The 26,372-nt window shown below is 69.3% G+C and carries 17 protein-coding genes, 1 tRNA gene and 1 riboswitch; of the genes, 10 read left to right on the top strand and 8 right to left on the bottom strand.

Features of this window, described 5'->3' with window-relative positions; translation table 11 throughout:
- The first annotated feature begins 92 nt into the window (after positions 1 to 92).
- The 3 genes from ACZ3II_RS10000 (at position 93) to ACZ3II_RS09990 (ending at position 3,290) form a co-directional block, all read left to right on the top strand.
- Positions 93 to 1,043: a LacI family DNA-binding transcriptional regulator gene (locus tag ACZ3II_RS10000; protein ID WP_465517224.1), complete on the top strand. Its 951-nt coding sequence runs from the start codon at positions 93 to 95 to the stop codon at positions 1,041 to 1,043.
- A gap of 643 nt (positions 1,044 to 1,686) precedes the next feature.
- Positions 1,687 to 2,586 (top strand): NAD-dependent epimerase/dehydratase family protein, encoded by a 900-nt coding sequence (locus tag ACZ3II_RS09995; RefSeq protein ID WP_465517223.1) that lies wholly within the window; start codon positions 1,687 to 1,689, stop codon positions 2,584 to 2,586.
- Positions 2,587 to 2,666: 80 nt separating this feature from the next.
- Positions 2,667 to 3,290: a LuxR C-terminal-related transcriptional regulator gene (locus ACZ3II_RS09990; RefSeq protein ID WP_465517222.1), complete on the top strand. Its 624-nt coding sequence runs from the start codon at positions 2,667 to 2,669 to the stop codon at positions 3,288 to 3,290.
- A gap of 6 nt (positions 3,291 to 3,296) precedes the next feature.
- Here the strand turns inward: ACZ3II_RS09990 and ACZ3II_RS09985 are convergent, their stop codons facing one another.
- A complete protein-coding gene (locus ACZ3II_RS09985; RefSeq protein WP_465517221.1) occupies positions 3,297 to 4,793 on the bottom strand; it encodes an MFS transporter in 1,497 nt (498 codons plus the stop codon).
- A 230-nt stretch (positions 4,794 to 5,023) separates the two neighbouring features.
- Between ACZ3II_RS09985 and ACZ3II_RS09980 the strand changes: the two genes are divergently transcribed.
- From ACZ3II_RS09980 to ACZ3II_RS09960, 5 genes are all read left to right on the top strand, one after another.
- Positions 5,024 to 7,048: a hypothetical protein gene (locus ACZ3II_RS09980; protein WP_465517220.1), complete on the top strand. Its 2,025-nt coding sequence runs from the start codon at positions 5,024 to 5,026 to the stop codon at positions 7,046 to 7,048.
- 78 nt (positions 7,049 to 7,126) lie between these two features.
- Positions 7,127 to 9,124, top strand: coding sequence for an NHL repeat-containing protein (locus tag ACZ3II_RS09975; protein ID WP_465517219.1), 1,998 nt, complete (start codon positions 7,127 to 7,129; stop codon positions 9,122 to 9,124).
- 81 nt (positions 9,125 to 9,205) lie between these two features.
- Positions 9,206 to 10,480, top strand: coding sequence for a M48 family metallopeptidase (locus ACZ3II_RS09970; protein WP_465517218.1), 1,275 nt, complete (start codon positions 9,206 to 9,208; stop codon positions 10,478 to 10,480).
- A 166-nt stretch (positions 10,481 to 10,646) separates the two neighbouring features.
- Positions 10,647 to 12,599: a hypothetical protein gene (locus tag ACZ3II_RS09965; protein WP_465517217.1), complete on the top strand. Its 1,953-nt coding sequence runs from the start codon at positions 10,647 to 10,649 to the stop codon at positions 12,597 to 12,599.
- 119 nt (positions 12,600 to 12,718) lie between these two features.
- Positions 12,719 to 12,934 (top strand): DUF397 domain-containing protein, encoded by a 216-nt coding sequence (locus ACZ3II_RS09960; protein WP_465517216.1) that lies wholly within the window; start codon positions 12,719 to 12,721, stop codon positions 12,932 to 12,934.
- 61 nt (positions 12,935 to 12,995) lie between these two features.
- Here the strand turns inward: ACZ3II_RS09960 and ACZ3II_RS09955 are convergent, their stop codons facing one another.
- The 4 genes from ACZ3II_RS09955 to ACZ3II_RS09940 all read right to left on the bottom strand — a co-directional run bounded on the left by ACZ3II_RS09955 (position 12,996) and on the right by ACZ3II_RS09940 (position 17,826).
- Positions 12,996 to 14,636 carry a rhamnogalacturonan lyase B N-terminal domain-containing protein gene (locus ACZ3II_RS09955; RefSeq protein ID WP_465517215.1) on the bottom strand — a complete coding sequence of 547 codons (1,641 nt, stop codon included), beginning with the start codon at positions 14,634 to 14,636 and terminating at the stop codon, positions 12,996 to 12,998.
- A gap of 42 nt (positions 14,637 to 14,678) precedes the next feature.
- Positions 14,679 to 15,782: a DNA glycosylase AlkZ-like family protein gene (locus ACZ3II_RS09950; RefSeq protein WP_465517214.1), complete on the bottom strand. Its 1,104-nt coding sequence runs from the start codon at positions 15,780 to 15,782 to the stop codon at positions 14,679 to 14,681.
- Positions 15,783 to 15,904: 122 nt separating this feature from the next.
- On the bottom strand, positions 15,905 to 16,504 hold the full coding sequence (locus tag ACZ3II_RS09945; protein ID WP_465517213.1) for a GNAT family N-acetyltransferase: 600 nt from the start codon (positions 16,502 to 16,504) through the stop codon (positions 15,905 to 15,907).
- A 95-nt stretch (positions 16,505 to 16,599) separates the two neighbouring features.
- Entirely contained in the window at positions 16,600 to 17,826 is a 1,227-nt protein-coding gene (locus ACZ3II_RS09940; RefSeq protein ID WP_465517212.1) for a saccharopine dehydrogenase family protein, read from the bottom strand.
- A 206-nt stretch (positions 17,827 to 18,032) separates the two neighbouring features.
- Positions 18,033 to 18,180, top strand: a riboswitch (cyclic di-AMP (ydaO/yuaA leader).
- On the opposite strand from ACZ3II_RS09940, the gene ACZ3II_RS09935 reads away from it, so the two are divergent.
- Positions 18,181 to 18,729 (top strand): transglycosylase family protein, encoded by a 549-nt coding sequence (locus tag ACZ3II_RS09935; protein WP_465517211.1) that lies wholly within the window; start codon positions 18,181 to 18,183, stop codon positions 18,727 to 18,729.
- Positions 18,730 to 18,788: 59 nt separating this feature from the next.
- On the opposite strand, the gene ACZ3II_RS09930 is transcribed toward ACZ3II_RS09935, so the two are convergent.
- From ACZ3II_RS09930 to ACZ3II_RS09920, 3 genes are all read right to left on the bottom strand, one after another.
- A tRNA-Arg gene (locus tag ACZ3II_RS09930) sits at positions 18,789 to 18,861 on the bottom strand.
- A 47-nt stretch (positions 18,862 to 18,908) separates the two neighbouring features.
- Positions 18,909 to 20,009, bottom strand: coding sequence for a calcium-binding protein (locus ACZ3II_RS09925; protein WP_465517210.1), 1,101 nt, complete (start codon positions 20,007 to 20,009; stop codon positions 18,909 to 18,911).
- 99 nt (positions 20,010 to 20,108) lie between these two features.
- Positions 20,109 to 21,242 (bottom strand): LCP family protein, encoded by a 1,134-nt coding sequence (locus tag ACZ3II_RS09920; RefSeq protein WP_465517209.1) that lies wholly within the window; start codon positions 21,240 to 21,242, stop codon positions 20,109 to 20,111.
- Between the two features lie 280 nt (positions 21,243 to 21,522).
- Between ACZ3II_RS09920 and ACZ3II_RS09915 the strand changes: the two genes are divergently transcribed.
- Complete coding sequence (locus ACZ3II_RS09915) at positions 21,523 to 26,361, top strand: ExeM/NucH family extracellular endonuclease (protein ID WP_465517208.1); 4,839 nt, start codon at positions 21,523 to 21,525, stop codon at positions 26,359 to 26,361.
- Positions 26,362 to 26,372 lie beyond the last annotated feature (11 nt).

The raw sequence follows: 26,372 nt of genomic DNA, 5'->3' as shown, positions 1-26,372 counted from the left end.
AGCGTAACGCGGGTTCAATGCGTCACGCGAAAGGGGCGAGAACCCATCAAGAACCTTCCATAGGGCCTCAGGAACCCCTCATCCTGTACGGCGTGAAGCACCCGTATCCGATCCGGGAGATCGCCGCGCGGGCCGGCCTCAGTCAGGCCACCGTGGACCGGGTGCTGCACCGGCGCGGAGGGGTTCGGGAGAGCACCGCCCGCGCGGTGCACCAGGCGATCGCCGACCTGGACCGGGAGCAGCCGGGCACCGGCCGGGACCTGGTGATCGACGTGGTGCTGCGGACCTCCCGCCGGTTCGCCGCCGCGGTCCGGGCCGCGCTGGACGCCGAGATCCCCGACCTCGCGCCACTGGCCGTCCGGACCCGGGTGCAGCACACCGACGACCCGGCAGGCGCGCTGGACCGGGTCGACGAGGCCCGCTCGCACGGCCTGATCGTGCTGGCGCCGCCGGATCCGGAGGTCACCGAGGCGGCGGCCCGGCTCACCGTCCCGGTGGTGACCCTCAACCACGACCTGCCGGCCGGCAAACGGATCGCGCACGTCGGGGTGGACGACTTCGGATCCGGGGCGACCGCGGCGTACCTGGTGGACCGGCTGCTCGCGGACCGGGCCGGCGACGTGCTGCTGATCAACGGGCGGGGGCCGCGGGAGGAGGGGTTCCGGTCGGTGCTGCCCGCCCGGCGGCTGCTCACCAGCGGCAGCGCGGACAGCGGGCCGGTCCGGGCGATCCTGGCGGCGAACCCGTCGATCCGCGCCGTCTACTCCGCCGGGACCGGGGGGACCGCCGCGGTGCTGGCGGCCTTCACGGCCGAGCGGCGCAATCACGACGTGTTCGTGGCGCACGGTCTGGACAGCGAGAACGCCGAGCTGTTGCGGGCCGGCCGGATCTCGGCCGTGCTGCACCAGGATCTGCGGGCCGACCTGCGGCACGCCTGCCGGGCGATCCTGCGCTCGCACGGCGCGCTGCCGGGGGCGATCCGCTCCCAGCCGTCGGCGGTGCAGGTGGTGACGCCGTTCAACGTGCCGGTCATCGATGGTTGATGGAGCCTGACCGCGCCGCTGTCCGGGGGCACCCGGCACGGCACCCGCACCATGACGTTGACCTCGGAGTACTCCTGGCTCTACAACCAGTACCCGTTCACGAACGACCCGCGGGCGGACCTGCTGCATCCGGACTGGTGAATCACCGAATGCCAGTGCGTCCCGGCGCGCTCTGGATGTTCGCCCTGCAGGGTGACATCGCCGCGGACGTCCAGGTGACCGGCGACCACTACCTCGACAACACCTACAACGTGATCATGATGGTCGCCGACTGGCCGGTGAAGGACCTCCACTCGATCAGGAACATCGGATTCAAGGACATCAGGATCGACGGTACGGGCACCGGGGCGCTGAGCGCCCGCGCAGGGGGTGCGGCTTCCTTTCGGGTTCCCGCCGAGCGGCTCCGGGTTCGGCCTCACCGACCCCGGCGGCTGGCTCACGCCGTACCTCCCGAACGTCATCACGTGCGACGACCGCCCGCCGGTCGTCGCACCCCCGCCCCCGCCCCCCTGGTAGTCCCGGTGTCACCCGGCCGTGGTGACCACAGAGTGTCGCCACGGCCGCGCCAAGTAATACCGGTATGAGCGATTGGTTCTGGCCGGGATTGCTTGGGTAGCCTGGTCGGCGCTGTGAGGACCGGAAGATGGGAAGTACGTTGAGCCGAACACTGCTGGTCACCGGTGGCGCCGGATTCGTCGGCAGCGCCTTGATCAAGTCGCTGCTGAACGACTTCCCGGACGCGTCCGTGATCTCGCTGGACAACTACTTCACCGGCACGCCGGAGAACCACGTCAACGATCCCCGGGTGACGTACGTCGACGGTTCCACCGCCGACATCGCCAAGATCTGGGCCGGCCGCGGTCTCCCCGCGCCCGAGATGGTCTTCCACCTCGGGGAGTACTCGCGCATCCCGCAGTCCTTCGAGGATCACGACCTGACCTGGGACTTCAACCTCCTCGGCACCAAAGAGGTGGTCAAGTTCACGGCCGGGCACGGGGCGAAGCTGATCTACGCCGGGTCCAGCTCGAAGTTCGGCAACGACGGCGACGACGAGAACCTCAACCCGTACGCGTGGACCAAGGCCAAGAACATCGAGTACATCAAGAACTACTCGAACTGGTTCGGCCTGGACTACGCGATCGCCTACTTCTACAACGTGTACGGGCCCGGCCAGATCGCCGACGGCAAGTACGCCACGGTGATCGGGATCTTCGAGCGGCAGTACCTCGCGGGTGAACGGCTGACCGTCGTCTCGCCCGGCACCCAGACCCGCGACTTCACCCACATCGACGACATCGTCCGCGGCCTGGTGCTGGTCGCCCGCAGCGGCTCCGGCGACGGATACCTGCTCGGCACCGGCTGCGAGTGGCCGCTCGCCAAGGTCGCCGAGATGTTCGGCGCCGGCCACACGCTGATTCCGGCCCGGCGCGGCGAGCGGGTCCGCGGCCAGGCCGACACCACCAAGGCGAACGGGCTCGGCTGGAGCCCGGAAAACCGCCTGGACGACTACATCGCCGGTTTCGTGGCGGCGAATCCTCGCTGATCGTCCCCGTCCCGGGTGGGCCGGAACGGAGTTTCCACGATCCGAGGCATGATCTGCCGCAGGGCGGGCATCCCGGCCCCATGCGGAACGGGATCAGGATCGTCGTCGTCTCCGGCCACGCCACCCTGGTACGTGGTCTGGAGCAGTCACTCCCGGAGGCCACCCGGGGACGGGCAGCCGTGTCCGGGGCGACCGACGGCACAGATGTGGCACGGGTGGTTCGGGAAGCCGTACCGGAGTTGATCCTGGTGGACCTGCGGCCACCGGCCGGCCTGCCGGCGGTCATGGCGGCCCGCGCCGCCGCGCCGCAGGCCCGGATCCTGGTGCTCGCGGGGGAGGACGCCCCGGCCACCGTCGACGTGCTGCGGGCCGGCGCGTCCGGGGTGCTGCCGCGCGGCGAGGAGCTGATCCCGCCGCTGCTCGCCGCTCTGGAAGGCTGGGCGGTGGTGCCCGTGCAGCTGCTCGCCGGGCTGGTCGACCAGAACGGGCGGCAGGCCGTCCACCCGGCGGCGGCCCAGCTCGACGAGAGCGACCGGCGGCTGCTGCGGCTGATCGCCAACGGGTCGTCGACCAGCGAGATCGCCGGGTTGCTGCACGTCTCGGACCGTACGGTCAAACGACTGACCGCGGCCCTGCTACGGAAACTGCACGTCTCCAGCAGGACCGAGGCCGCCGCCGTCGCCGGCATCGCCGGCTTGGTCTGATTTCGGTCAGCCGGTGGCGCGGGGGCGGGAGGTCACCGCGGAGAGCGGGGTCGCGACGTCCTCCAGCGACTTGCCCTCGGCGTCGATGCCGAGGAACGCCTCCACGATGCCGCCGACCGCCATCACGCCGGCGCCGATCAGGAAACCGATGAACAGCTTGTTCGGGTCCTCGCCCTCGCCGATCAGCGCGCCGTAGAAGACCGGGCCGATCGCGCCGAAGCACTGGGCGATCGCGAAGAACACCGCGATGGCCTGCGCCCGGATCTCCAGCGGGAAGATCTCGCTGACCGTCAGGTAGGCCGAGCTGGCGCCCGCCGAGGCGAAGAAGAAGATGACACTCCATGCGATCGTCTGTGTGATCGCGTTGAGCATGCCCTGCTGGAAGAGCACGGCCGTGATCGCCAGCAGCACACCGGACAGCAGATACGTTCCGGAGATCATCTTGCGCCGGCCGATCGTGTCGAACAGCCGGCCGATGGTCAGCGGACCGATCAGGTTCCCGACCGCGAACGCCACCAGGTACAACGGCGCGGCCTTCTCGTCCACCCCGAAGAACTTGGTCAGCACCATGGTGTAGGTGAAGAAGATCGCGTTGTAGAGGAACGACTGCGTGATCATCAGGGTCGCGCCGAGCGTCGACCGGGCCGGATAGACCTTGAACAGCACGCGCAGCAACGACAGGTATCCGTGTGGCTGGGTCGGCCGGATCTCGATCGCCTTCGAGTCGTCCAGCGGCGCCAGGGTCTGCCCGGAAGCCTCCGCGGCCCGCTCGATCCGGGCGATGTTCTCCTCGGCCTCCGCCTCCCGGCCGTGCATGACCAGCCAGCGCGGGCTCTCCGGCAGGTGCCGCCGCAGACCCCAGATCGCCAGGCCGATGACCGGGCCGATCAGGAAGCCGATCCGCCACGCCCAGTTCAGTTCAACGTTGTTGAGCAGGATGTACGTGCCGAGCGTGCCGATGATCGCGCCACCCCAGTAGGTGCCGTTCACGCCGATGTCCACCCGCCCGCGGTACTTCGCCGGCATCATCTCGTCGATCGCCGAGTTGATGGCCGCGTACTCGCCGCCGATACCGGCGCCGGCTATGAATCTCGTCAAGTACAGGAAGACCAGGGCGGCTGGGCCGTTACCCCAGGTCAGGGCCGTGAGCGCGTTGCCGCCGAGGTAGACGGCGAGGGTGACGATGAAGAGGTTCTTGCGGCCCAGCGCGTCGGAGAGCCGGCCGAAGAACAGCGCGCCGAACACCTCACCGAGCAGGTAGACCGTGGCGATCAGGCCGACCTGCGTCGAACTCAGTGCGAGTGTCTCCTCCTGAGCGAGCACGGGACCGACGGCGCTGGCCACGGTGATCTCGAGTCCGTCCAGGACCCAGGCGGTGCCGAGCGCCAGGATGATGCGGGTGTGAAACGGCGACCAGCTGAGCCGGTCGATCCGTGCCGGGATGAGACTGCGGATGGTTCCAGACCCGGAGGCCGGGGCTGGGGACCCGAGGTCATGCGCCATGGACGCTCCTCCATTGCCGTGATGTTGCTCACGGGGGTACCCCAGGAATCTCCCAGGCATTCCACAGAATTCAAGGTCATCGAAGTGTGCGTCGGGACGATGCCGTTTCGACTCGTCCGTTCGGTTGATCTGTGCGCTCACGGTGCGCCCATAGGATTCCTTGGCGGATCTCCCGCATTGATCACACGGGGTTTCACATGCGCATATCCAGGGCCGCGCTGGCGGCCACGGTGCTGGCCGGCGCCACCGCCGTCGGCTTCGCCGTATCCATCGGCACCGCCTCCGCCGACACCGACGAGAAACTTCCCATCAAGTCGTTCGGCGACATCGCCGTCGACTCGGTGCACAAGCGCGTCTTCGTGAGTGACCCGACTTCCGGGAAGATCGTCTCGACGAACTACCAGGGTCATGGAGTCAGCGAAGCGAGCGGGTTCGCCGGTGTGAACGGCCTGTTGCTCTCGGCCGACTCGAGCACTCTCTACGCCGCGGTCAGCCGAACGCACGAGATCGTCGCGCTCGCGGCCGACACGCTGAAGGTGGCGGACCGTTACCCGGTCGGTGACACCGTTGCGATCTCGGATGTCGTCGGCCCGATCAACGGCAAAATCTGGTTCTCTACGGTGATCAACTCGAACGGCAGTATCGGCTCGGTGGATCTGACCACCGACGAGGTCGAGGTTCACGATGCCGTCGCTGACGGCCTCAGGCTCTATTCCTCCCTCGCGATCGCCACAGGTGCGGGTGCGCCGGGCCTGGTCGTGCTGAGCGACATTGCGACCACCAGCGGCGAGTCCGTCGTCTACGACGTTTCGTCCGGTGTCGCGAGCCTCAAGCTTGTGACTAAGGTGCCACACAAGACCAACTACGACGTGGCATTCTCCGGTGATGGCGCCGAACTGATCCAGGCCGACTACTCAGGGTCCAACCGGATCGCGCTTTCTGACGGGACGAGAACTTCCGCCTACCCTGGCCTCGCGCCGGTCGGAGCGGTAGACGTGGCCTCAGACGGCAGGGTCGCGCTCGCGTCCAGGTCGAGCAGTGGACGTGAACAGATCCACGTCTTCCAGCCGGGAGCCACTGACGCTGAGTCGACTTTCACACTGCCGACTGTTTCCGGCAGTTACAACCCACCTTGGGTGGTGAATCGCAGCCTCGCCTGGGAGCCCGGCGGCTCGCGTCTCTTCGCCGTCGGCGACGGCGACGGCGACGAGAACTACTGGCTCTACACGGTGAACGATGCGGACCCGGTCGAGCCTGACCCGACGAAGTCGTCACCCAGCGCGCAGCCCACGCAGAGCAGCGCCGGTCCGCGGGATACGCAGATCCAGCTGAACCTGCCGTACAGCACCACGTGGGCCAAAGGTGTCACGCTGACCGGAACCCTCACCTCGACCAGTGCCATCCCGGTGGGAACCCAGCTGACCGTCAACCGGTCCTCCCCCGGCACAGGTAGCAACGTGGTGATCGGAACGGTGAAGACGGGCGCGTCGGGGTCTTTCTCCATCGTCGACAAGCCGCCGTTCAGCGGCCACATCGACTACCTGGTGCGATTCGCCGGCAACGACCTCCTCAAGCCGGCCGCCGAAGGCCGGGCTGTCATCGTCGAGAAGGCGCAGCCCGCACTCGCGCTCGTAGCCTCTCCGGCCGGCGGTGTCCGGGCCTACGGGTCGACGGTGAACTTCACCGCCACGCTCGGCGCGACCTATTCGAACCGGATCGTCGAGTTCTGGGCCGACCCGGCCGGCAACGACCAGGCCCCTCGCCTGATCAAGCGCGCGGTCGTCTACAGCAACGGCAAGATGCTCGCGTCCGTCCCGGTCACCCGGAACACCGTGGTGACCGTCAAGTTCACCGGGGACGCGGTGCATCTCCCGGTCAGCCGTTCCGTCAGCCTGTGGACCGGGGTCGCCGCGAGCACGACGCTGACCAAGCACTACAAGACCGCGAAGATCGGTGGCGTCTCGTACCAGTATTTCCGGAAGTCGGTGAGCCCGGTCGTCAACCAGACCATGACCGCCGCGCCGAACCGGAAGGTCCGCAGCGTCGTCCAGATCTGGTCGGGCGGCAAGTGGCAGCTGTGGTCGGCCCGGGACACGAAGCTCACCACGGCGGGCAAGGCGTCCTTCACGTTCACCACCGCTGCCAAGGCCGGAAGCATGTTCCGGGTGCGGGCCGAGTACATCATCGGCACCTCCGGCGACAGCCTGAACGCCAACACCCAGGGCGCCTGGAAGTACTTCACCCTCACCAACTGATTCTCGATCGAGCACGGGGGCCGCTCTTCGGAGCGGTCCCTCTCCAGCGCATCCAGTTACCGACGGGGGAACGTGACAATGCGTATCAGGATTGCGGCCGCCACCGTGGCGGCCATGCTCGGGTCGTTTCTGGCCGTGGGCGGCGCCTCGCCGGCCCACGCCGACTCGACCGTGCCCATCGACGCGTACATCGTGAACGACATCGTTCCCGACAGCGCTCGCAAGAGAATGTACTTCCGCGACCGCAACAACATCGTGGCCATCAGCTATGGCGGTGCGCGAGGGGGCCTGTTCGACGCCTTCACCATCAAGGCCGCCGATCCTGGCGGCGGCAATGCGTACCCGGAGGACATCGCCTTGGCGCCCGACGCCTCGGTCCTGTATGTCTCGTTGCCGAGGGTTCGCAAGATCGTCGCCTTGAATCCGGCGACCATGAAGGTCGCCGCCGAATACGACCTCGGTCCCGACATCGAGCCGTACAGCCTGGCGGTCGTCGGTAAGCGCGTGTGGTTCGCCCACCACGACGGCAAGAACGCCGAACTGGGGGTCCTCGACCTGACCGGGGGCACGCCGGTGTCCCGCCTGCTCCCGGACGCCGGCGATTGGCCGAAGACCGACGATTCTGATTACGGTCGGCCCAAGCTGGTGGCCAGTGCCTCCGGCCGGCTGGTCGTGGCGACCAGCGCCGAGTACGCCTCGTTCGATGTCAGCGCCGGAACCCCGGAGGTGCTGTCCCGTCGGCAGGCCACCGATTGGACCCACTCGTCCGACGTGGCGATCATGCCGGACGGCGAACGGTACCTGGTCGCCCCTGAGGGCGCTCCGCTCCGGGAGCGGCGGGTGTCCGACCACTCCGACGTACGGGTTCTGCCCGGGGGTGAGTCCGCAACCCATCTCGCCGTCGCCAAGGACGGGGCCATCGCTGTGAGCGGCTACTTCGAGGACGGTTTCCATGTGCGCACCTTCGCCGCCGGAACCGACACGCCGAGCGTCGAATACAAGATCCCTCCCCTCGGTGTGACCACACTGGCCTGGGAGCCCGGTGGCAGCCAGTTGTTCGTAGTCGGTGACCGGGACGTTTTCGACAGCGAGTTGCCCCGCCTGCACACCATCGACTGGCCTCTGCGGCAGCGCGTCGCGGTGACTCTGAGCGGTCCGTCGACAGCCGAGCGAACGTCCTCCCTGTTCTTCACCGGAACGCTGAAGAGCACGCTGGCGCTGCCGATCGGGACGCCGGTGACCGTCACCCGGTTCGACATCGAGTCGCCGGCCGGAGTGTCGCTCGGCATCCGGAGGACCAGGGAACGCGGGCTCGTGTCGTTCACCGACGCGCCGCCGGCCGGGGGTCCGGTCCGGTACCGGATCGCCTACGCCGGTGACGCCACGCATGCGCCGGCAGAGGCGTGGAAGACGGTCCGGGTCTCGCAGGTGACGCCGGTCCTGACCTTGAACAACAACGGCAAGGTGTTCGAGTACGGCACAGCGACGTTCACCGCTCACCTCGGGACCACGTACAAGAACCGGTACGTGCAGTTCTGGGTCCAACCGGACGGCGGTGATCTGCCCAACCGCCTGCACAGCCACGTCCGGGTCGACAGCCGGGGGAACGCCACGGCCGCGGTGAAGTTGTCCCGTAACTCCGTGGTGCGGGCGCACTTCAGCGGCGACGCCCGGTACGCGCCCCGGACCGTGAAGTCGGTCGTGTCGACGAAGGTGCCCGTCTCGCTGGAGGTGACCAGGAACTACCGGATCGCGAAAATCGGTGGCGTCGACTTCAAGCAGTACCGGAAGAACGTCCAGCCGCTTCTGACGGTGACGATGCCCGCATCCATGTCGCGATCGGCGTATGTGCGTACCGAGTACTACCACCAGGGCAAGTGGCAGACGGCTGCCGAAGCCTCCGCGATGCTGAACGCCGGCGGCCGTACCTGGTACGGCGTGGACACGGCCAAGTACGCCGGGATGCGTCTCCGGGTCCTCGCCGGGTACCGCCCCGGTTACGGCCCGCGTACTTCCGGCGATCAGTACAACTACGCGTCCTACACGCCTTACCAGTACCTCTACATCGACAAGTAACACCGGGCAGGGCACGAACCGCGAGGGTCATGGCGACCCTCGCGGTTCGTTTTCTCCGGTCCGACGGCGAGATGGGTAAACATGTCGATCACGACTGCGGACGGCTGCCCGCAGTGCTCCGAAACGCTAACCGTGCTGCCGCACACCGAGCCGTGGTGCGGGGCCTGCGAGTGGAACCTGGACGCCTTCCCGGCGGATGCGGACCTGAGCTGGTTCTGGCGGCGGATCCTGACGCTGGACCGGCGGGCCGGGTTCCAGGCGCACCGCCGGCTGGCCGTGTCGGAGGCCGGCGAGGAGGGGACGCGCCGGGCGTACCGAACCCTGGTTTTCGTCTCTGGTTTGATCGTGCTCGTTGACCTGGTCGTCGGTGGGTTCGGGGTCGGGCTGCTGATCTGGGGCGACATGCTGTTCCCCAAGCTGGGCGGCCTGCTTCTGGTGATTCTGGCCTGGGTGTTCCGGCCGCGGCTGGGCCGGTTCCGGAGTCTGCTGGACGATCGGACGTACATCGTGGACCCGCGCCACGCGCCCACCCTGCACCGGCTGGTCGCCGAGATCGCGGCCGAGGTCGACGCCCCGGCGCCGGACCGGATCCTGATCGACTACCAGGCGAACGCCGGTGTGGCGGTGGTCGGGTTGCGCCGCACGAGTGTGCTGACGCTGGGTGTGCCGTTGCTGCTGGCGCTGAGCCCGCAGGAGATCGTCGCGCTGATCGGCCATGAGCTGGGTCACCTGAAGTACGAGGACAGCACCCGGGCGCTGCTCACCCAGCCGGCCCGGACCGCGTTCGGACGGTTGTCGGCGATGTTCCGCCCGCGGGCGATGGACATCGGGATGGGCATCCTGTCGCTGTACTACCTACTGATGCAAATGGTACGCGGCCTGCTGTCGCTGGTGTTCGCGTCGGTGCACACCTGGCTGGCGGCGCTGGCCGCGGGCGACCAGCGCCGGGTGGAGTTGCGGGCGGACGCGATGTCGGCCCGCGCGGCCGGCTCGGCGGCGGCACTGTCGGCGATGGACGTGATGGCGATGGCGGATCTGATCGTCGAGCGTATTCAGCCGTGGGTCCCCAAGGGTGAGGCCGGGGTGACGTGGCGCCGGCTGATCGGCGTCTTCCGTGAGCAGCAGGCCGGCGGCCTCCCGGTGCTCCGGCAGCTCACCATCCGGACCGGCGCCTCCCTGCTGGCCAGCCATCCGCCGGCGGGGCGGCGGCATCAGTGGCTGGCGGCGCAGTTGCCGCAACCGGCCGGCATCGAGCTGGACCCGGCGACGGCGGAGCTGCTGAACCGGGAGATCGACCTCTATGCCGAGACGCTGCACCGGCGCATGACCGATCATCCGGCCTTCTGGCAGGGGTGAAGGGGAGAAACGGTGACGTTGCGACGTACCGGGTGCGACTCATCCTTTCGGATGATCAACAAAGCTCACCGATTCGCTTAAGCTGCGCGAGACGCCATCCGTGCATGTCGATGCGCGGTGTCTGTGGCGGATCAGCGGTCTTCACCGAGTACGGGGGAACGTCCACATGCGCACCACGATTGCGGCCGCCACCGCGGCCGCAATGCTGGCCTCGTCCGTGGTCCTGGCCGGCGCCTCGCCGGCCCGTGCCGACCAGGGCATCACCATCGCCGCGAAGTCGGCGAGCGACCTCATCGCCGATGGCGTCAACAAGCGCCTCTTCTTCTACGACAAGAGCAGCGCGCAGATCGTGGCCATCGGCTACAACGGCGCCGCGCTCGGCAAGTACGCCCTGTCCGATGTCTTCGATCTCGCCCTGGCGCCTGACTCGTCGGCTCTCTATGCCGCGCTGCCGAACTCCCACAAGATCGTCGCGCTTAAGCCGTCGACGCTGGAGCTCATCGCCGAGTACGACCTCGGTGGCGACATCACGCCGTACTACGTCGCCGTCGCCGGTGGGAAGGTCTGGTTCGGGCACGCCGAGAGCTCCGGCGGCGGAAAGCTGGCCTCGCTGGAGATCCCCGGGGCCGGGGGCGCTCCGGTGGTCACCCCGGCCGAGGGGGAATGGCTCTTCCGGGCGCCGCAGCTGGAGACCTCCGCGTCCGGCCGGCTGCTGGCCATCGGCCGGGGCGACCATGTCGTCTTCGACGTCTCCGACGGCACCGCGAAGCCGGTGTCGCGGCGGGCGAGCGACGAGAGCCAGCTGACCGACCTGGCCCTGAGCGCGGACGGCCAGCAGTACGTCACGCTGAACGGCAGCATCCTGACCGCTTACCGGGTGTCCGACCAGGCCCAGCTGGGGCAGATGTGGGCACATTCCGGCGTCGGCATCGACCTGTCCGGCAACGGCGTCATCGCCGCCGCGGCCGACCAGTGGTACGGCCCCGACCTGTCCACCTTCACTCCCGGCGCGGGTGCGCTGATCCGTCAGTACGACCTGCCGAACACCGGGAACACCAGCGCCAGCGACGGGTTCACCGCGCAGGCAGTGGCCTGGGAGCCGGGTGGCAGCCGGGTCTTCGGCATCTCGGTCAACTCGTACGACCAGCACACCCTGCGGGTCTACGACCAGCCGCAGCTGAACCAGCCGACGCTCACCCTGGCCGGCCCGGCGACGGCGCCCCGTGCCAAGTCGCTGCTGGTCACCGGCTCGCTGAAGGCGTCGGTGGCGCTGCCGGCCGGCACTCCGGTGACGGTCAGCCGGGTCGACGTCGAGTCGCCCAAGGGCAAGGTGATCGGCACCCGGACGATCAACGCGGACGGGGTGCTGTGGTTCACCGACGTGCCGCCGGCCGGTGGCAAGGTCTACTACAAGGTCGCCTACGCCGGTGACGCCGGGCACGCGCCGGTCGTCGCCTGGAAGACCGTCGACGTCGCCCGGGCCACTCCCGGTCTGACGATCAACAACAACGGCAAGGTGTACGGGTACGGCGCGACCGCGACGTTCACGGCGAAGCTGACCACCGCGTACAAGAACCGGGTGGTGGAGTTCTGGGCCGACCCGTACGGCACCGACCAGGGCCGCCGTCTGCTCAAGCGGGTCACCGTCACCAACGCGGGCCTCGCCACGGTGTCGCTGAAGGTCTCCCGCAACACCGCGGTCCAGGTGGTCTTCGCCGGTGACGCCGTCTTCGCCAACCGCGCCGCCACCTCGGTCGTCTACACCCAGGTGCCGGTCTCGACGACGCTGACCAAGCACTACAAGACCGCGAACATCGGCGGGGTCGGCTACAAGCACTACAAGAAGAACGTCAACCCGCTGATCACGGCTTCGATGCCGTGGTACCCGAACCGGGCGGCCTACCTGCGTGCCGACTTCTGGTACCAGGGCAAGTGGCAGGCCTGGGGCGACATCATGGTCAACCTGAACTCGGCCGGCAAGGCCCAGGTCGACCTGGTGTCCAGCGGCTGGGGCGGTTACAAGTTCCGGGTGCGCGCGGCGTACCGCACCAACGTCTCCGGTGACAACATCAACTACACCTCCTACAGCCCGTACCAGTACTTCTACCTCAGCAAGTAACACCGGGCCGAACGCGCCGCGAGAGGTCGTCCCGACCCTCGCGGCGCGTTCTTTCTCGTGGGGATGCCGGCGGACGCCTGGTCCGGTGCCTCCACACCCGACGGTGGGAAAGTTGCGTAGTGAGCGAGAAGACCTACGCGAAGACGTTCGATGCCGGGGCGGCCGAGTGGCTGCGGTCGGGGGAGCCGAGCGGGGAGTACGTGGAGATCGCCCGTCTGCCCGACGGCGGCGCGGCGATGCGCAACTCGAAGGACCCCGCCACCATCCTGTTCTTCACCAGGGCGGAGTGGGATGCCTTCACCGGCGGCGTCAACGACGGCGAGTTCGATCTCTGACGTCCGATGCGGACGGTGGCTGGGAGCGCCGCGCAGCGCCCCCGCCCACCGCCGGTGCCGATCAGGCCGGGTCGAGAGCCAGCGCGTCGAAGATGAAGTTCGGGCTGAGGAACGTCTCTCCGCTGCTGCCGCTCACCACGGAGATCGACAGGGTGTTCGTGCCGGTCTTCAGGGCGTTCGCCGGGATCGTGTAGGTGTAGGTGGTGTTGATGCCGCGCCAGGTGCCGCGGGTGACGTTGCGGGAGTTCAGGTTGGTGGGCGCCGGGGACGCGCTCGCCGGGGACGCGTAGCTGCCGATCGCAACCGCGGGACGGCCACCGGCGAAACTGGACGTGGTGGCGATGCGTAGTTTGACACCGTTCGCCGGGACCGAGGTGAGGCTGAAGTTCAGGGCGGCCGGCGAGTTGACCGACTTGAACGCGGCCATCGGGAACTTGGCGGCCCCGTTCGCCACGCTGTAGCCGCTCGCCTTCCACGCCGCCATCCGGCTGTCCGACGGGTGCATCGTCTCGATCTTGTCGGCGTTGAGGAAGCCGGCCGGCGTGCCGTCGAACGTGCCGAGCTGGAAGAGCGTTCCGGCCGCCGGGACGTTGCCGGTCATCGCCAAGGACGTGGTCGCGCCGGCGGTCACGATGATCGACTTGGTGGCGCCGACGGCCAGCTCACCGGCGTACAACGTCGCGGTGTAGGTCCCGGGCTTGACGTGCCCGATAACGAACTTGCCGCTCTTCACCTGCCCCCAGTACTGCCCGGTGGGGCCGGCCAGCGCGACGGTGGCCTTCAGGCCGTTCCACGTGCCGGACGCGGTGCCGGAGACGCCTCCACGCTGCGCGTTGGAGAGCATGCCGGGCAGGTACGCCGCCAGGAAGTCCATGCTGCGGGCGGTGGGCGCGGAGCCGTCGGTGAGGGCGAGGGCGTACGGCCCGTGCAGGCCCAGCCGCAGCGCCTCGGTCTGCTGGTGGCCGCTGAACATGTAGTGGGTGATGTTCACGGCGCCGCCGGTGTCGTTGACCTCGATGTCGCGGAAGAACGGGCCGCCCGAGGTCATGTCGGTGTACGCGGGCAGGATGTACGCGCCGTGCCCGTTGCCGCTCGCGCCGAACGGCTGCTGTGCGATGAGTCGCTGCGAGCTGTAGAACTTCGACGCGGTCCGCCCTGACGCGTTCGCGAAGACGTCCGAGCCCTCGACCGTGGTGGTGAACCCGCCGGTCTTGGCGGCGGCCGGTGAGGTGGTCAGCACCGACGGCTTGAGCCGGGCGATGAATCGGGCCTCACCCGGGTTCAGCGCCTTGCTGATGTTCGTCGCCATGTAGACCGTGTTGTCGTTCTTCCTGGCGAAGTAGTACTGGGTCACGCCGATCGACGTGTTCGCCACGCTCACCAGGATTGAGCTGCCGCTGTTGAACGTCTTGCTGGTCACCGTCGCGGACGGCCAGCCGGACTCGAACTGGCCGGCGGCGTACCCGGAGGCGGTCAGCTCGGTGCCGTCGTGTTTCAGCGACGTCATGTTGCCGTTGGCGCCGTTGATCGTGAACGCCAGGCCGGTGCCGGTGTCGAAGCTGACGTTCGCGGCGGCGTTCGCCCAGGGCTGGCCGAAACCGAGGAGACCGGCGCCGACCAGGACCGCCGCGGACGTGAGGCCGGCGGCCAGGGCCTTCCGGCTTCGGCGGGAGGCGGGACGCCGGTGTGAGGGGATGGACATGACAGCTTGTGGCCTTGCCGCGCGGAAAGGTTGCCCGCGGGCTCAGGATTTCTCGCCGACCGTGACCGTCACCTCGGCGGCACCCCGGGCCCGCGCCACGTGGGCGGCCTCCTCCTCGGCCAGCCGCAGCCCGGCCGGGGTCAGGCCGCCGAACGGCGTGACGGTCAGATCGACGCGTTTCCGCCCGGACATCCGGGCCCGCCAGACCGCGGCGATCTCGCCGTCGACCAGCAGCGCCCCGGGATTGCCGAGAATCCGCCAGACCTCCTTCTGCCGGTCCCGGCCGGGCACCAGAAGATCCCGGTCACGGGCCTGCAGCAGCGGATCCATGGGCGGCAGCCAGCGCACGCCATGTGGCTGCGGCGCCGACTCCAGCAGGTCCAGCGACGACGCGGGCAGCCAGGCGCGGCTGCCGTCCACACGTACCTCGGTCAGGTCCGCCGGCCACACCCGCTTGATCACGGCGGTCGTGGTCCCCAGGTATTTCGCCACCTCGGCCGGGCCGGCCGGGCCGAGGAACCGCAGATAGGTCTCGATCAGGTGCTCGATGCCCTCGTTCACGGACGGCGCCGGTGGCGCGTCCGGGAGCGGGCCCAGCATCGCGTCCTTGCCACGGGACAGCACCTCGACGCCACCGGCCAGGCCGGCGTGCTGCCACATGCTTCCGGAGACGTGCCGGGCGCCGCAGCTCTTGCAGTCGTACGTCAACACGGCCGGCACCCGGGCACTCACCCCGGTGCTCGCCTGCCCCCGCGGCATCGGCTCGGTCACCACCGCGCGCAGCGCCTCTGCCGTCGCCGTGAACGCCCGCGCCCCGAGACCGCCCGCGTCCGGCGTCTGCCCGCTCTTGATCCGGGCGGCCGCGTCGTCGTCACCGAGCGGCCAGAGCTGCCGCACCAGGGCCGGCAGGTCGTCGCGGCGGTGCAGGTGCGGGGCGCCGCGGGCCGCCCAGACGGTGATCAGCCGGTCGTCGGCCAGGTCGGCGGTGGTGCGGGCGGCCAGCGCGACCCGGGCCGAATCCGGGGTGTACTCCTGGACGCCCAGGTCGAGAACCGGCAGGTCGGCGGGCCGGTCGTCACCGCGCTCAAACAGCCCCTGCGCGGCGACCCGGAAGGCCATCACACGCTCGCGATCCACCTCGATCATCAGCACCTCACAGCGATCAGGCGTGTTGAGTTGGGGCGTGTATGACGGCCGAACTCCACACGCGGGTTGGTGTGTTGAGTTGGGGCGTGTATGACGGCCGAAACCAACACGCGGGAACGGGTCTAACGGCGACCGTACCGGCGGGAGGCGACGTTGTTGCGACGATCGTCGCGGGGACGGCCCTCCACGTACTCCCAGGTGTCCAGGTGGACCGGACCGTACGGCCCGGCCTGCTCGATCGGCGGCTCGGCCGCCGGGCGATAACCGCATCGCCGCGCCACCGACGTGCTCGCGGTGTTGCCGCGGTCGATGCGCAGCAGCAGCCGCCGCAGCCGCAGCGTGTCGACCGCATAGCCGGTGAGCAGCGACAACGCCGCCGTCGCCAGGCCCTGCCGGCGATAGGGCCGGCCGACCAGATAGCCCAGCTCCGCCTCGCGCGACGCGGAGCCCACATTGAACAGCAGCACCTCGCCGAGCGGCCGCCCGCCGTCCGCGGTGATCGCCAGCTGGATCCGGCTCCCGTTGACCCGGCCCTGGTGGGCGCGCCGCAGGTAGGCCAGGCCGGCCGGCACGTCGAACGGTGAGGGCATCAGCGTCCAGCGGGCGATGTCCGGCTCGTCGAGGATCGCGACCAGGTCGTCGAGGTCCTCCCAGCGCCATTCCCGCAGGACGATGCCGGTCCCCGTCAACCTCAGCGGGTAGGGCAGGGGGCTGACGGTCACGTGTCCAATCGTGCCGGTAGAGCATCCTTTGCGGCTAGTGGCGATCGATATCAGACTCGTCGGATCCCTGATACCGATCTTGGCGGGCGGCCGACTCAGAGCCGCTGGGCGGTGATCTCGAAACCGGCGGTACGCAGACGGTCGACCAGGGCGTCGCCGATCGCGGTCGCCGGGGTCAGCACGCCGCCCCCGGACTCCGGCAGCTTCTCCCGGTCCAGCGCCAGCGCCAGGGCCGACTCGCCGAGCATGATCGCCGTGGCGGCGTACCCCGGATCGCCCTTGGCCTTGACCCGGGAGCGATAGCGCGCTCCGGAGGTGGTGCGGGTGAAGACGTCCACGGTGAAGTGCCCGTTGCGCTGGGTGCTCTCGCTCGGGCCGGTGCCGGGGGCGGGCAGAATCCGGTCCAGGACGAACCGGACCGGCGGCACCGCGAAGCCGATCACCAGGCCGTTCAGCACGGCCTTGGTGGCCAGGGCGAGGACCGGCGCGACCGGCGAGGTGCCGACGCTCATCACCTCGCGGTAGCGGAACGACCTGCCGTACGCCCAGTCACGCAGCGCGTTGCTACGGCGTACCACCCGGGTGTTGTAGGACGCCATCACGAACGGCGCCAGGTGACCGCGCAGACTGGGGTCCACGTCGGAACCGGCCAGCGTGATCATGTCGGGCTGACGGCCCAGGTCGGGTTCGGTCTTGCGGTCCGGGCTGAGCGAGTACGGGCTCGCCCCGATCGCCCGCAGCCGCCGGTCGTTCTTCATCACGTCGACCTGGTGGCGCATGGAGTCGATGGTGCCGCCGCTGACCCCGCCGCGCATGCTGGTAACCACCAGCGTGGTGTCGGTCAGTTCCCCCGCGTCGTCGGCCTGCGCCTGTGCATGCAGGACATGCACTCCGATATCGGACGGGATCGAGTCGAAGCCGCACGAGTGCACGATCCGTGCGCCGGTGCGCCGGGCGGTCTCATGGTTCTCGTCGATGCTGTCCCGGGCGAACAGGACCTCACCGGTCAGGTCGACGTAGTCGGTGCCGCTTTCCGCGCAGGCGCGGGCGAGCGGACGACCATATTTCGCGTACGGGCCGACGGTCGTCACCACGACGCGGGTCCGGCCGGCCATCGTGGTCAGGGCCGCCTCGTCGGACGCGTCGGCGACCACGATGGGCCAGTCCAGACCGAGACGCTCCAGTTTCGCCGCCGACCGCCCCGCCAGCGCGATCCGTGTGCCGGTGGGCGCATGCCCGGCGAGATGCCGTGCCACCAGCGCACCGACGAAACCGGAGGCACCGTAGACGATCACGTCGAACTCGCGCTGTTGATCGCTCATGGCTGCCGATTGTGCACCTTCGGTGGAGGGATGTGTAGCCGTTACGCCACGCCGAGATCAGCCAAATATCCACACAAAGGAAGATCAAAGCGGCTAATTTGTGACCTACAACTCCATTGCCGCGTCTTGAACTTGTCAGTCGAGCGCGGCGAGTCGGCAAGCCCGCTGCGGCGGGCACCGTGGCCGGAACGCCGAGTCCTGCCGCCGGCCACGGATCAACGAACCCATCGGCATGGAGCGGGGGACCCAAGAGTTCCTCGGCGCTACGGCGCCTCGGGGTGAAGCCGCACCACGCGGCCGGGCACCTCTGCCCGAACCCGACAGCTGACCTCGCAGGCGTGGAGGACAGAACTCATGGCTCAGACAAGTAAACAACTGCACCGCGCCCTCGGACTGGCCGCCGCCTGCCTGGCCGGCAGCGTCGCCCTGGCCGGGCCGGCCGCCGCCACCGGATCGGACGGGATCAACTGGGACGCCATCGCCCAGTGCGAGTCCGGCGGGCGGTGGGGCATCAGCACCGGCAACGGGTACTACGGCGGGCTGCAGTTCAGCGGGAGCACGTGGCGCGCGTACGGCGGCGGCAGATACGCCAGCACCGCCAACCGGGCCTCCCGATCCGAACAGATCGCCATCGCCCAGCGGGTGCTGCGCGGGCAGGGTCTCGGCGCCTGGCCGGTCTGCGGGCGGCGCAACGCCTTCAAACCCGCGTCGCGCAGCAAGATGCGCACGGTCTCGGTGAACCGGAGCACCTCCCGGACGTACGTGGTGCGCCCCGGCGACACCCTGGCCGCGATCGCCTCCCGGCTCCGCATGTCGGGTGGCTGGCAGGCGTTGTACCGGGCCAACGCGGGAACCCTGCACAGCCCGCATCACCTGCGGGTGGGAGAGCGGCTGCGATTCTGACGCCTCCCCGGAACGACTCCGGCCGTCCCGCGCGCACGCGGGACGGCCGGAGGATCCTGTGGGCCCGGCGCGACTTGAACGCGCGACCTACCGCTTAGGAGGCGGTTGCTCTATCCACTGAGCTACGAGCCCGACGAACCTGAGGGTACCAGCCGGAATCGGCGGGCCGCCCCGGTCCGTCAGTTGGCGTCGACGCGTTCGCAGCCGGTGACCGTGTCACCGGGGGTACGCAGGCACGCGTCGCCGTTGGCGCCCTGCGCACCGCCGCTCAGCAGGTCCTTCTGGTCGTTGCCGCCGTCCCGGCCGTCCAGTTGGTCGTCGCCCGCGCCGCCGTACAGCCGGTCGGCGCCGGGCCCGCCGTCGAGGCTGTCGTCGCCGCCGTTGCCGACGATCGTGTCGTTGCCGAAGCCGCCGCCCAGCACGTCCGCGCGGGCGGTGCCGTAGAGCGCGTCGTTGCCGTAACCGCCGTAGATGCCCTCGACGTCGGTCCGGATCGTGTCGTGCTCGCCCGCCGCGCCGTCGTCGCGGGACACCCCGTCGGCGTCGGCGGCGATGGCACGGTTGTAGCTGTACTGGACGATGTCGCCGTCGGCGCCGCCGGAGAACACGTCCGCGTCGGTACGGATCTGGTCACCGTAGGGCTCCAGCGGGCTGAAGACGTCGCTGCCGGCCTCGCCGTAGAAGACATCGTTGCCGCCGCCGCCGAGGAAGAGGTCGCCCCCGGCGCCGCCGTGGACGACGTCGTTGCCGAACCCGTCCTGGATGCTGTCGGCTCCCGCGCCACCGGACAGCAGGTCGGCGTCGTAGCTGCCGTCGAGGCTGTCGTTGCCACCCCCGCCCCAGATCCGGTCCCGGCCGCGGTCGCCGCTCAGCCGGTCCCAGGAGGCGCCGCCGGCGATGCTGTCGTCGCCGATCCCGCCGCTCGCCACCATGGGCAGGCCGGAGCTGTTGGTGATCGCGTCGTTGAGGTCGTAGGTGTACGCCTCCACCAAGGCCGGGACGCGGCCGTTGGCGCAGCGGACCCTCGTCGCGTCGCCGGCGACCGCCGTGCAGCCGGCGCCCGCCTTGACGGCGACCCGGTCGTCGATCGTGACGGTGTTGCCGGAGCGGGTGACGACGACGGCGTTCTGCTTGCCGGACGCGGCCCGGAAGAGCACCTGGCTGCCGCTCATCGAGGCGGTGCCGGTGGTGGCGGCCTGGGCCGGCATCGCGAGCAGGCCGCTGCACGCGGTGACGAAGAGAATGACGCCGGCCGAAGCCGGGCGGATGGCACGCGACAAGTGGACCCTCCCCGGGGATCCTGGCGGTGATCGATCACCGCGCGGTACCCGGATGATAGAACGGTACCGTTACGGCGTCACTGCCGGGATCGAGGGAAGTCAGTTCTGCAGGTTCACGTACTCCGGGTGGTCGAGGAGGAAGGCGGCGACCTTGTCCTCGCGCACTGCCTGGAAGAACTCCTTGGTCGACGGGACCAGTTCCTCGCCGAGGTACCGGCCGCCGCTGGAGAACCGGCCGCCGCCGGGCAGCTTGACCGTGGTCATGTCGTCGACGTTGAGGTTCTTGAGGGCCAGCGCCCACTCCAGCACCGAGTGACCGCCACCGGAGAACGTCAGCGAGTCGCCGGCCGCGCTCATCACCTTCATCAGCTTGGACGGGCTGGTGACCACGTCCTTGCTCATCGCCTGCTTGGCCAGGGCCTTGACGAACTGCTGCTGGTGACGCTGCCGGTCGTAGTCGCCGTTGGGCAGCCCGTACCGCTGGCGCACGTAGTCCAGGGCCTCCCACGCCTGCAGGTGGTAGGTGCCCTTCTTGTAGACCTTCTGGACGCCGATGTACGGGTGGTCGCAGCTGTTGTCGGCACATCGGGCCAGCCGGTCCCGGCCGCTGCCGTCCGGCTTCTTGTGTTCGGACTTCACGTCCTGGTCGATCGTCATGGTGACGCCGTCCATCGCCTCGACGATCTTCTGGAAGCCGCCGAAGTTGACGATCGCCCCGGCGTCGAACTCCTTGATCCCGGTGTAGCCGCTGACCGTCTTCGCGAGCAGCTGGAAGCCCTGGGAGGTGCTGTACTTGCCGTCGCCGAGCCGGCTGCCCAGCGACATCGCGGAATTGATCTTCCCGCTGCCGCCGCCGAAGCCGCTCTTGCTGAATTCCGGGATGTCGACGTACAGGTCGCGGGGCATCGAGAACAGATAGACGGTGCTCATGTCGGCGGGGATGTGCGCCAGGATGATCGAGTCGGAGAGCGGCGCGGTGTGGGTGTCCCGCGGGTCGATGCCGACCAGCAGCAGATTGAGCGGGCCCTTGATCTCCGGCTTCTCCTCCGGCGCCTCGGCGGCGTGCGCCGGGTTCGCCTCGAAGATGGTGTCGTCGGTCACCGCGTCGGTGTACTTCGAGACCAGGGACTGGGCGGTCACGACGGTGCCACCGCTGGCGACAACCAGGACAGTTCCGAAGATCGTGCTCAGGCGTGCCCAAAGCGGCGAGCGCCGTTTGACCGATTTCGCCACCGATTCCCCGTTCCGATCATGCTCGAAGGACCTGCATTTTTGCACACCGGAACAGTGATGAGCCTGAGCCGATTCTGTGATCTGCCTGGGACGGCTCACGTTGCGGGGAGGTGACCGGCTCCCTAAGATCCGGCGTCCGGACATACGCGAACAATGAACGGGCAGAAAAACCTGCTCACCGGGCCCTCGCCTTCGCCGTTCCGTTACCATTCCGAGGATCTTTCGTCACCAGCGCTACCTACGCTGCGGCGGATCTACTTCCTTCGGAGGGTCAACCTCGATGCGTTCTTTCATACGCAGCGTGGGTGACGCCGGACGGCCTCTCCCAGTACTGAAGACCCCCTCGGGTCTGCGTGCGCTGGGTGCCGCCGTCCTGGCGACCACGCTCGGACTCAGCCTCACCGGCCCTGCCTCCGCTGCCTCGGACGTCCCGTTCATCAGCGAGATCCACTACGACAACACGGGCACCGACAGCGGCGAGGCCGTTGAGATCGAGGCCCCGGTCGGGTACGACCTGAGTGGCTGGCAGCTGTACCTCTACAACGGCAACGGCGGTGTCACGTACACGCCGACCACCACCTTCAGCGGGGTCGTCACGGCCACCGGCGTGGTCGTGCAGAACGTCGCCGGCCTGCAGAACGGCGCCCCCGACGGGCTCGCGCTGGTCAAGCCGGACGGCACGGTCGCCGAGTTCGTCAGCTACGAGGGCGTCGTCACCGCGACGAACGGCCCGGCCGCCGGGCAGACCAGCGTCGACATCGGAGTGTCGGAGTCGGAGGCCACCGCCACCGGCCAGTCGCTCCAGAAGATCGACGGCGTCTGGAAGGCCGCCGCGGCCAGCACGTTCGGCGCCAGGAACACCGCCGCGCCGGTCGATCCCGAGCCGGAGGAGCCGGGCACCGGCGCCGGCTGCGACACCGCGACCACCCACACGATCGCCCAGGTGCAGGGCACCGGCACGGCCAGCGGCCTGGCCGGCTCGGTCGTCACCGTCGAGGGCGTCGTCACCGCCGATCACCGCACCGGCGGGTACAACGGCATCTACATCCAGACCGCGGGCACCGGCGGGGACCGTACGGTCGCCGCGGGCACCGCGTCCGACGGTGTCTTCGTCTACCTGACCGCGACCGCCGCGAACTTCCCGTCGGTGGCGATCGGCGACGTGGTCCGGGTGACCGGCACGGTCAGCGAGTACAACGCGCAGACCCAGATCACCATCGGCGCCAAGACCGACGTGCGGGTCTGCTCCAGCGGCGCGGCGCTGCCCACCCCGGTCGCGTTCACCCTGCCGCTGAGCGACGAGGCGCGCGAGTCCGCCGAGGGCATGCTGGTCGCCCCGGTCGGCACGTACACCGTCTCGGACGTCTACAACACCAACCGGTACGGCGAGATCATCCTGGCCGCCGGCAGCGACCCGGCCCGGATCCCGACCGACGTGGCCCGGCCCGGCAGCGCCGCCGCCGCCGCGCAGAAGGCCGCCAACAAGGCCGGCCGGATCCTGCTCGACGACGGCCGGACCACCAACCTGGCCACCGCCGCGCTGCCGCCGCCGTACCTCGCCAAGGACGCGCCGGTCCGGGTCGGCGACACCGTCGAGAAGTTCGGCGCCGGCGTGCTGGCGTACGGCTTCAGCGAGTGGCGCCTGCAGCCGGCCACCCCGGTCGACGCGAGCACCCCGGCGGTGTCCCGTACCTCCTTCAAGGCCACCAACCCGCGGACCAGCGCCCCGGCCGAGGTCGGCGGCGACATCAAGGTCGCCAGCTTCAACGTGCTGAACTACTTCGTCCACTTCGGTGGCGAGGCGCGTGGCGCGGCCGACGAGGCGGCCAAGGAGAAGCAGGAAGCGAAGATCGTCGCGGCGATCAGCGCCCTGGACGCCGACGTGGTCGCGCTCATGGAGATCGAGAACTCGGTCAGGTTCGAGGCCACCGAGACCCAGCTGGCGCTCAAGACGCTGGTCGGCGAACTGAACGCGGTCGACGGCGCGGGCACCTGGGACTACGTCCGGTCGCCGGCCGAGCTGCCGGGCGCGGCCCAGCAGGACGTCATCACCAGCGCGATCATCTTCAAGCCGGGTGCGGTGACGCCGAAGGGCGCGTCGAAGTCGATCAACGACGAGACGGTCTGGAGCAACGCCCGCGAGCCGATCGCGCAGACCTTCACCGCCGGCGCCATCGACTTCACCGTGGTCGCGAACCACTTCAAGTCCAAGAGCGCGTCGACCACCCCGACCGGGGACAACGTGGACACCGGCGACGGGCAGGGCGCCTACAACGGCGACCGGATCCGGCAGGCGAAGTCGCTGGCGACCTTCGTCGAGGGCCTCGGCACCGAGAACGCGATCCTGCTCGGTGACTTCAACGCGTACGGCCAGGAGGACCCGCTCCAGGTCCTGTACGACAAGGGCTACACCGACACGCACCCCGCGGACAAGTTCTCCTACGTCTTCGGCGGCGAGTCCGGCTCCCTCGACCACGCCCTGGTCTCCGGCGCGCTGAAGAGCCGCGTCACCGGCGTCGACATCTGGAACATCAACTCGGTCGAGTCGTTCGCCTACGAGTACGACGGCTACGCGCCGTTCTACTCGGCCGACCCGTACCGGGCCAGCGACCACGACCCGGTCGTCGTGGGCCTGAAGACCGGCCTCGCCGGCCCGGTCGACCTGCAGCTGCTGAGCATCAACGACTTCCACGGCCGTCTCGAGTCGCCGTCGACCGTCAACGGCCAGGCCGTCGGCGGCGCCGCGCAGCTCGTCGGCCTGGTCGACCAGCTGCGTGCCGCCAACCCGAACACCGCCTGGGTGTCGGCGGGCGACAACATCGGCGCGTCGACGTTCGTCTCCGCGATCGACAAGGACAACCCGACCATCGACGTGCTGAACGCCGGTGGCCTGGCCGTCTCCGCGGTCGGCAACCACGAGTTCGACCAGGGTCTCGCCGACCTGACCGGCCGGGTCGCCGACCGGGCCGACTTCCCGCTGCTGGGCGCGAACGTCTACAAGGACGGCAAGCGCGTGCTTCCGGCGTACGACGTCCAGAACCTGGGCGGCGTCAAGGTCGGTTACATCGGTGTCGTCACCGAGCAGACCAAGAGCCTGGTCAACCCGGACGGCGTCGTCGGCGTCGAGTTCCACGACCCGGTCGCCGAGGCGAACACCGTGGCCGCGCAGCTCTCCGACGGCAACGCCGCCAACGGTGAGGCCGACGTGCTGGTGCTGCTCGCCCACGAGGGCGCCGCCACCGAGAACATCGCCTCGGCCGAGGCGCTGCAGGCCGACAAGGTGTTCGGCCCGTTCACCCGGGTGAGCGCCGAGATCGACGTGATCCTCAGCGGTCACACCCACCAGCCGTACGCCTTCCAGGTCCCGGTTCCCGGGCAGCCCGGCAAGACCCGCCCGGTGGTCCAGGCCGACGACTACAGCGAGAAGCTGGGCAAGGTCGTCCTGACCTACGACCCGGCCTCCGGTGACGTCACCGCCTCCACCAGCCAGCTGATCGACGTGGTCGGCTACCCGTCGAACACCGCTGTCGCGAACATCGTCGCCGCGGCCAAGACGAACGCCACCGAGCTGGGCAAGGCTCCGCTCGGCAAGATCAGCGGGGACATCCTGCGGGCCTACACCCCGGCCGGCGCGGAGAACCGTGGCGCCGAGTCGGTGCTCGGCAACTTCATCGCCGACGTGCAGCTCGACCAGACCAAGGCAACCGGCCGTGGTGGCGCGCAGATCGCCTTCATGAACCCGGGTGGTCTGCGGGCCGACCTGAAGTACGGCGCCGACGGCACCGTCACCTACTCGCAGGCGTTCGCCGTGCAGCCGTTCTCCAACGACGTGGTGACCCGGACCCTCAAGGGCTCGGCCATCAAGCAGGCGCTGGAGCAGCAGTGGCAGCCGACCGGCGCGGCCCGGCCGTACCTGCACCTGGGTGTCTCGAAGGGCTTCACCTACTCCTTCGACGCCGGCCGGGCCGAGGGCGACCGGATCATCGCGTCGTCGATCAAGCTGAACGGGGTCACCATCGACCCGAACGCCGACTACCGGGTGACGACCAACTCGTTCCTGGCCGGCGGCGGCGACAACTTCGGCGCTCTGGCCAGCAAGGTCAACGTGGTCACCACCGGTGAGAACGACCTCACCATGCTGGTGAACTACTTCGCCCAGAACACCCCGATCACCCCGGACACCGCGCCGCGGGCGATCGCCGGCAAGGCCGACAGCGCCGCGCCGACGGGCACCTACACCGTGAACGCGGCGGCGATCTGGCCCGGCCAGACGGTGACGCTGACCGAGACCGCGCTCGACGACGACGTCAGCGACAACGCGAAGATCACCCGGGTGGTCAACTGGGGCGACGGCAGCGCCGCACAGACCCTGGCGGCCGGCGCGACCACGGCGGCGCACGCCTACGCCGCGGCGGGCAGCTACCCGGTGACGGTCACCCTGACCGACGAGGCCGGCAACGCGGCCACGGTCAGCGCGTCCACCGTGGTGGTGGCGGCACAGTCCGGCACGTACCGGCTGGACAGGAACTCGATCTGGCAGTCGCAGACGGTCAGCGTCGGCCTCAGCGGCCTCACCGGCACCACCGAGGTCACGGTGAGCTGGGGCGACGGCACCACGACCAAGGCCTCGGCGAACAACGCGAGCGTGGCGCACGCGTACGTCAAGCCGGGGATCTTCACGGTCAAGGTGACGCCGGCCAACCCGGCGGGCGCCGGCAGGACCGTCACGGTCGGGGCCGTCCTGGTGGTCAAGGACGTGTTCGCGCCGGAGATCCGGCTCGACGAGCCGCGCCACGAGGAGCGGGTGTCGTCCTGGCAGACCCTGACCGGCACGGCGTACGACAAGGGCGCCGGGGTCGCGACGGTGAACGTCGAACTGGTCCAGGAGCGGTCCGGCAAGTGGTACTACTTCGCCGCCGGCAAGTGGACCAAGGCGAACTCGGAGCGGGACGCCGTGGCCAAGGCCGCGACGCTGACCGCCGTCCCGGACGCCAAGGGCGCCTGGAGCCTTGCGCTCACCGGCGTCGAGCGCGGCAAGCTGCAGATCAGCTACTGGGCTGAGGACAAGGCCGGCAACGACGGCAAGGTCCGTACGCACATCGCGCGCATCACCAAGTAGCAGTTCGATCG

The sequence above is a fragment of the Actinoplanes sp. NPDC019969 genome, assembly GCF_055562375.1.
Note: the sequence above shows the minus strand (reverse complement) of the source record. Positions and strands in the feature narration are given on the sequence as shown.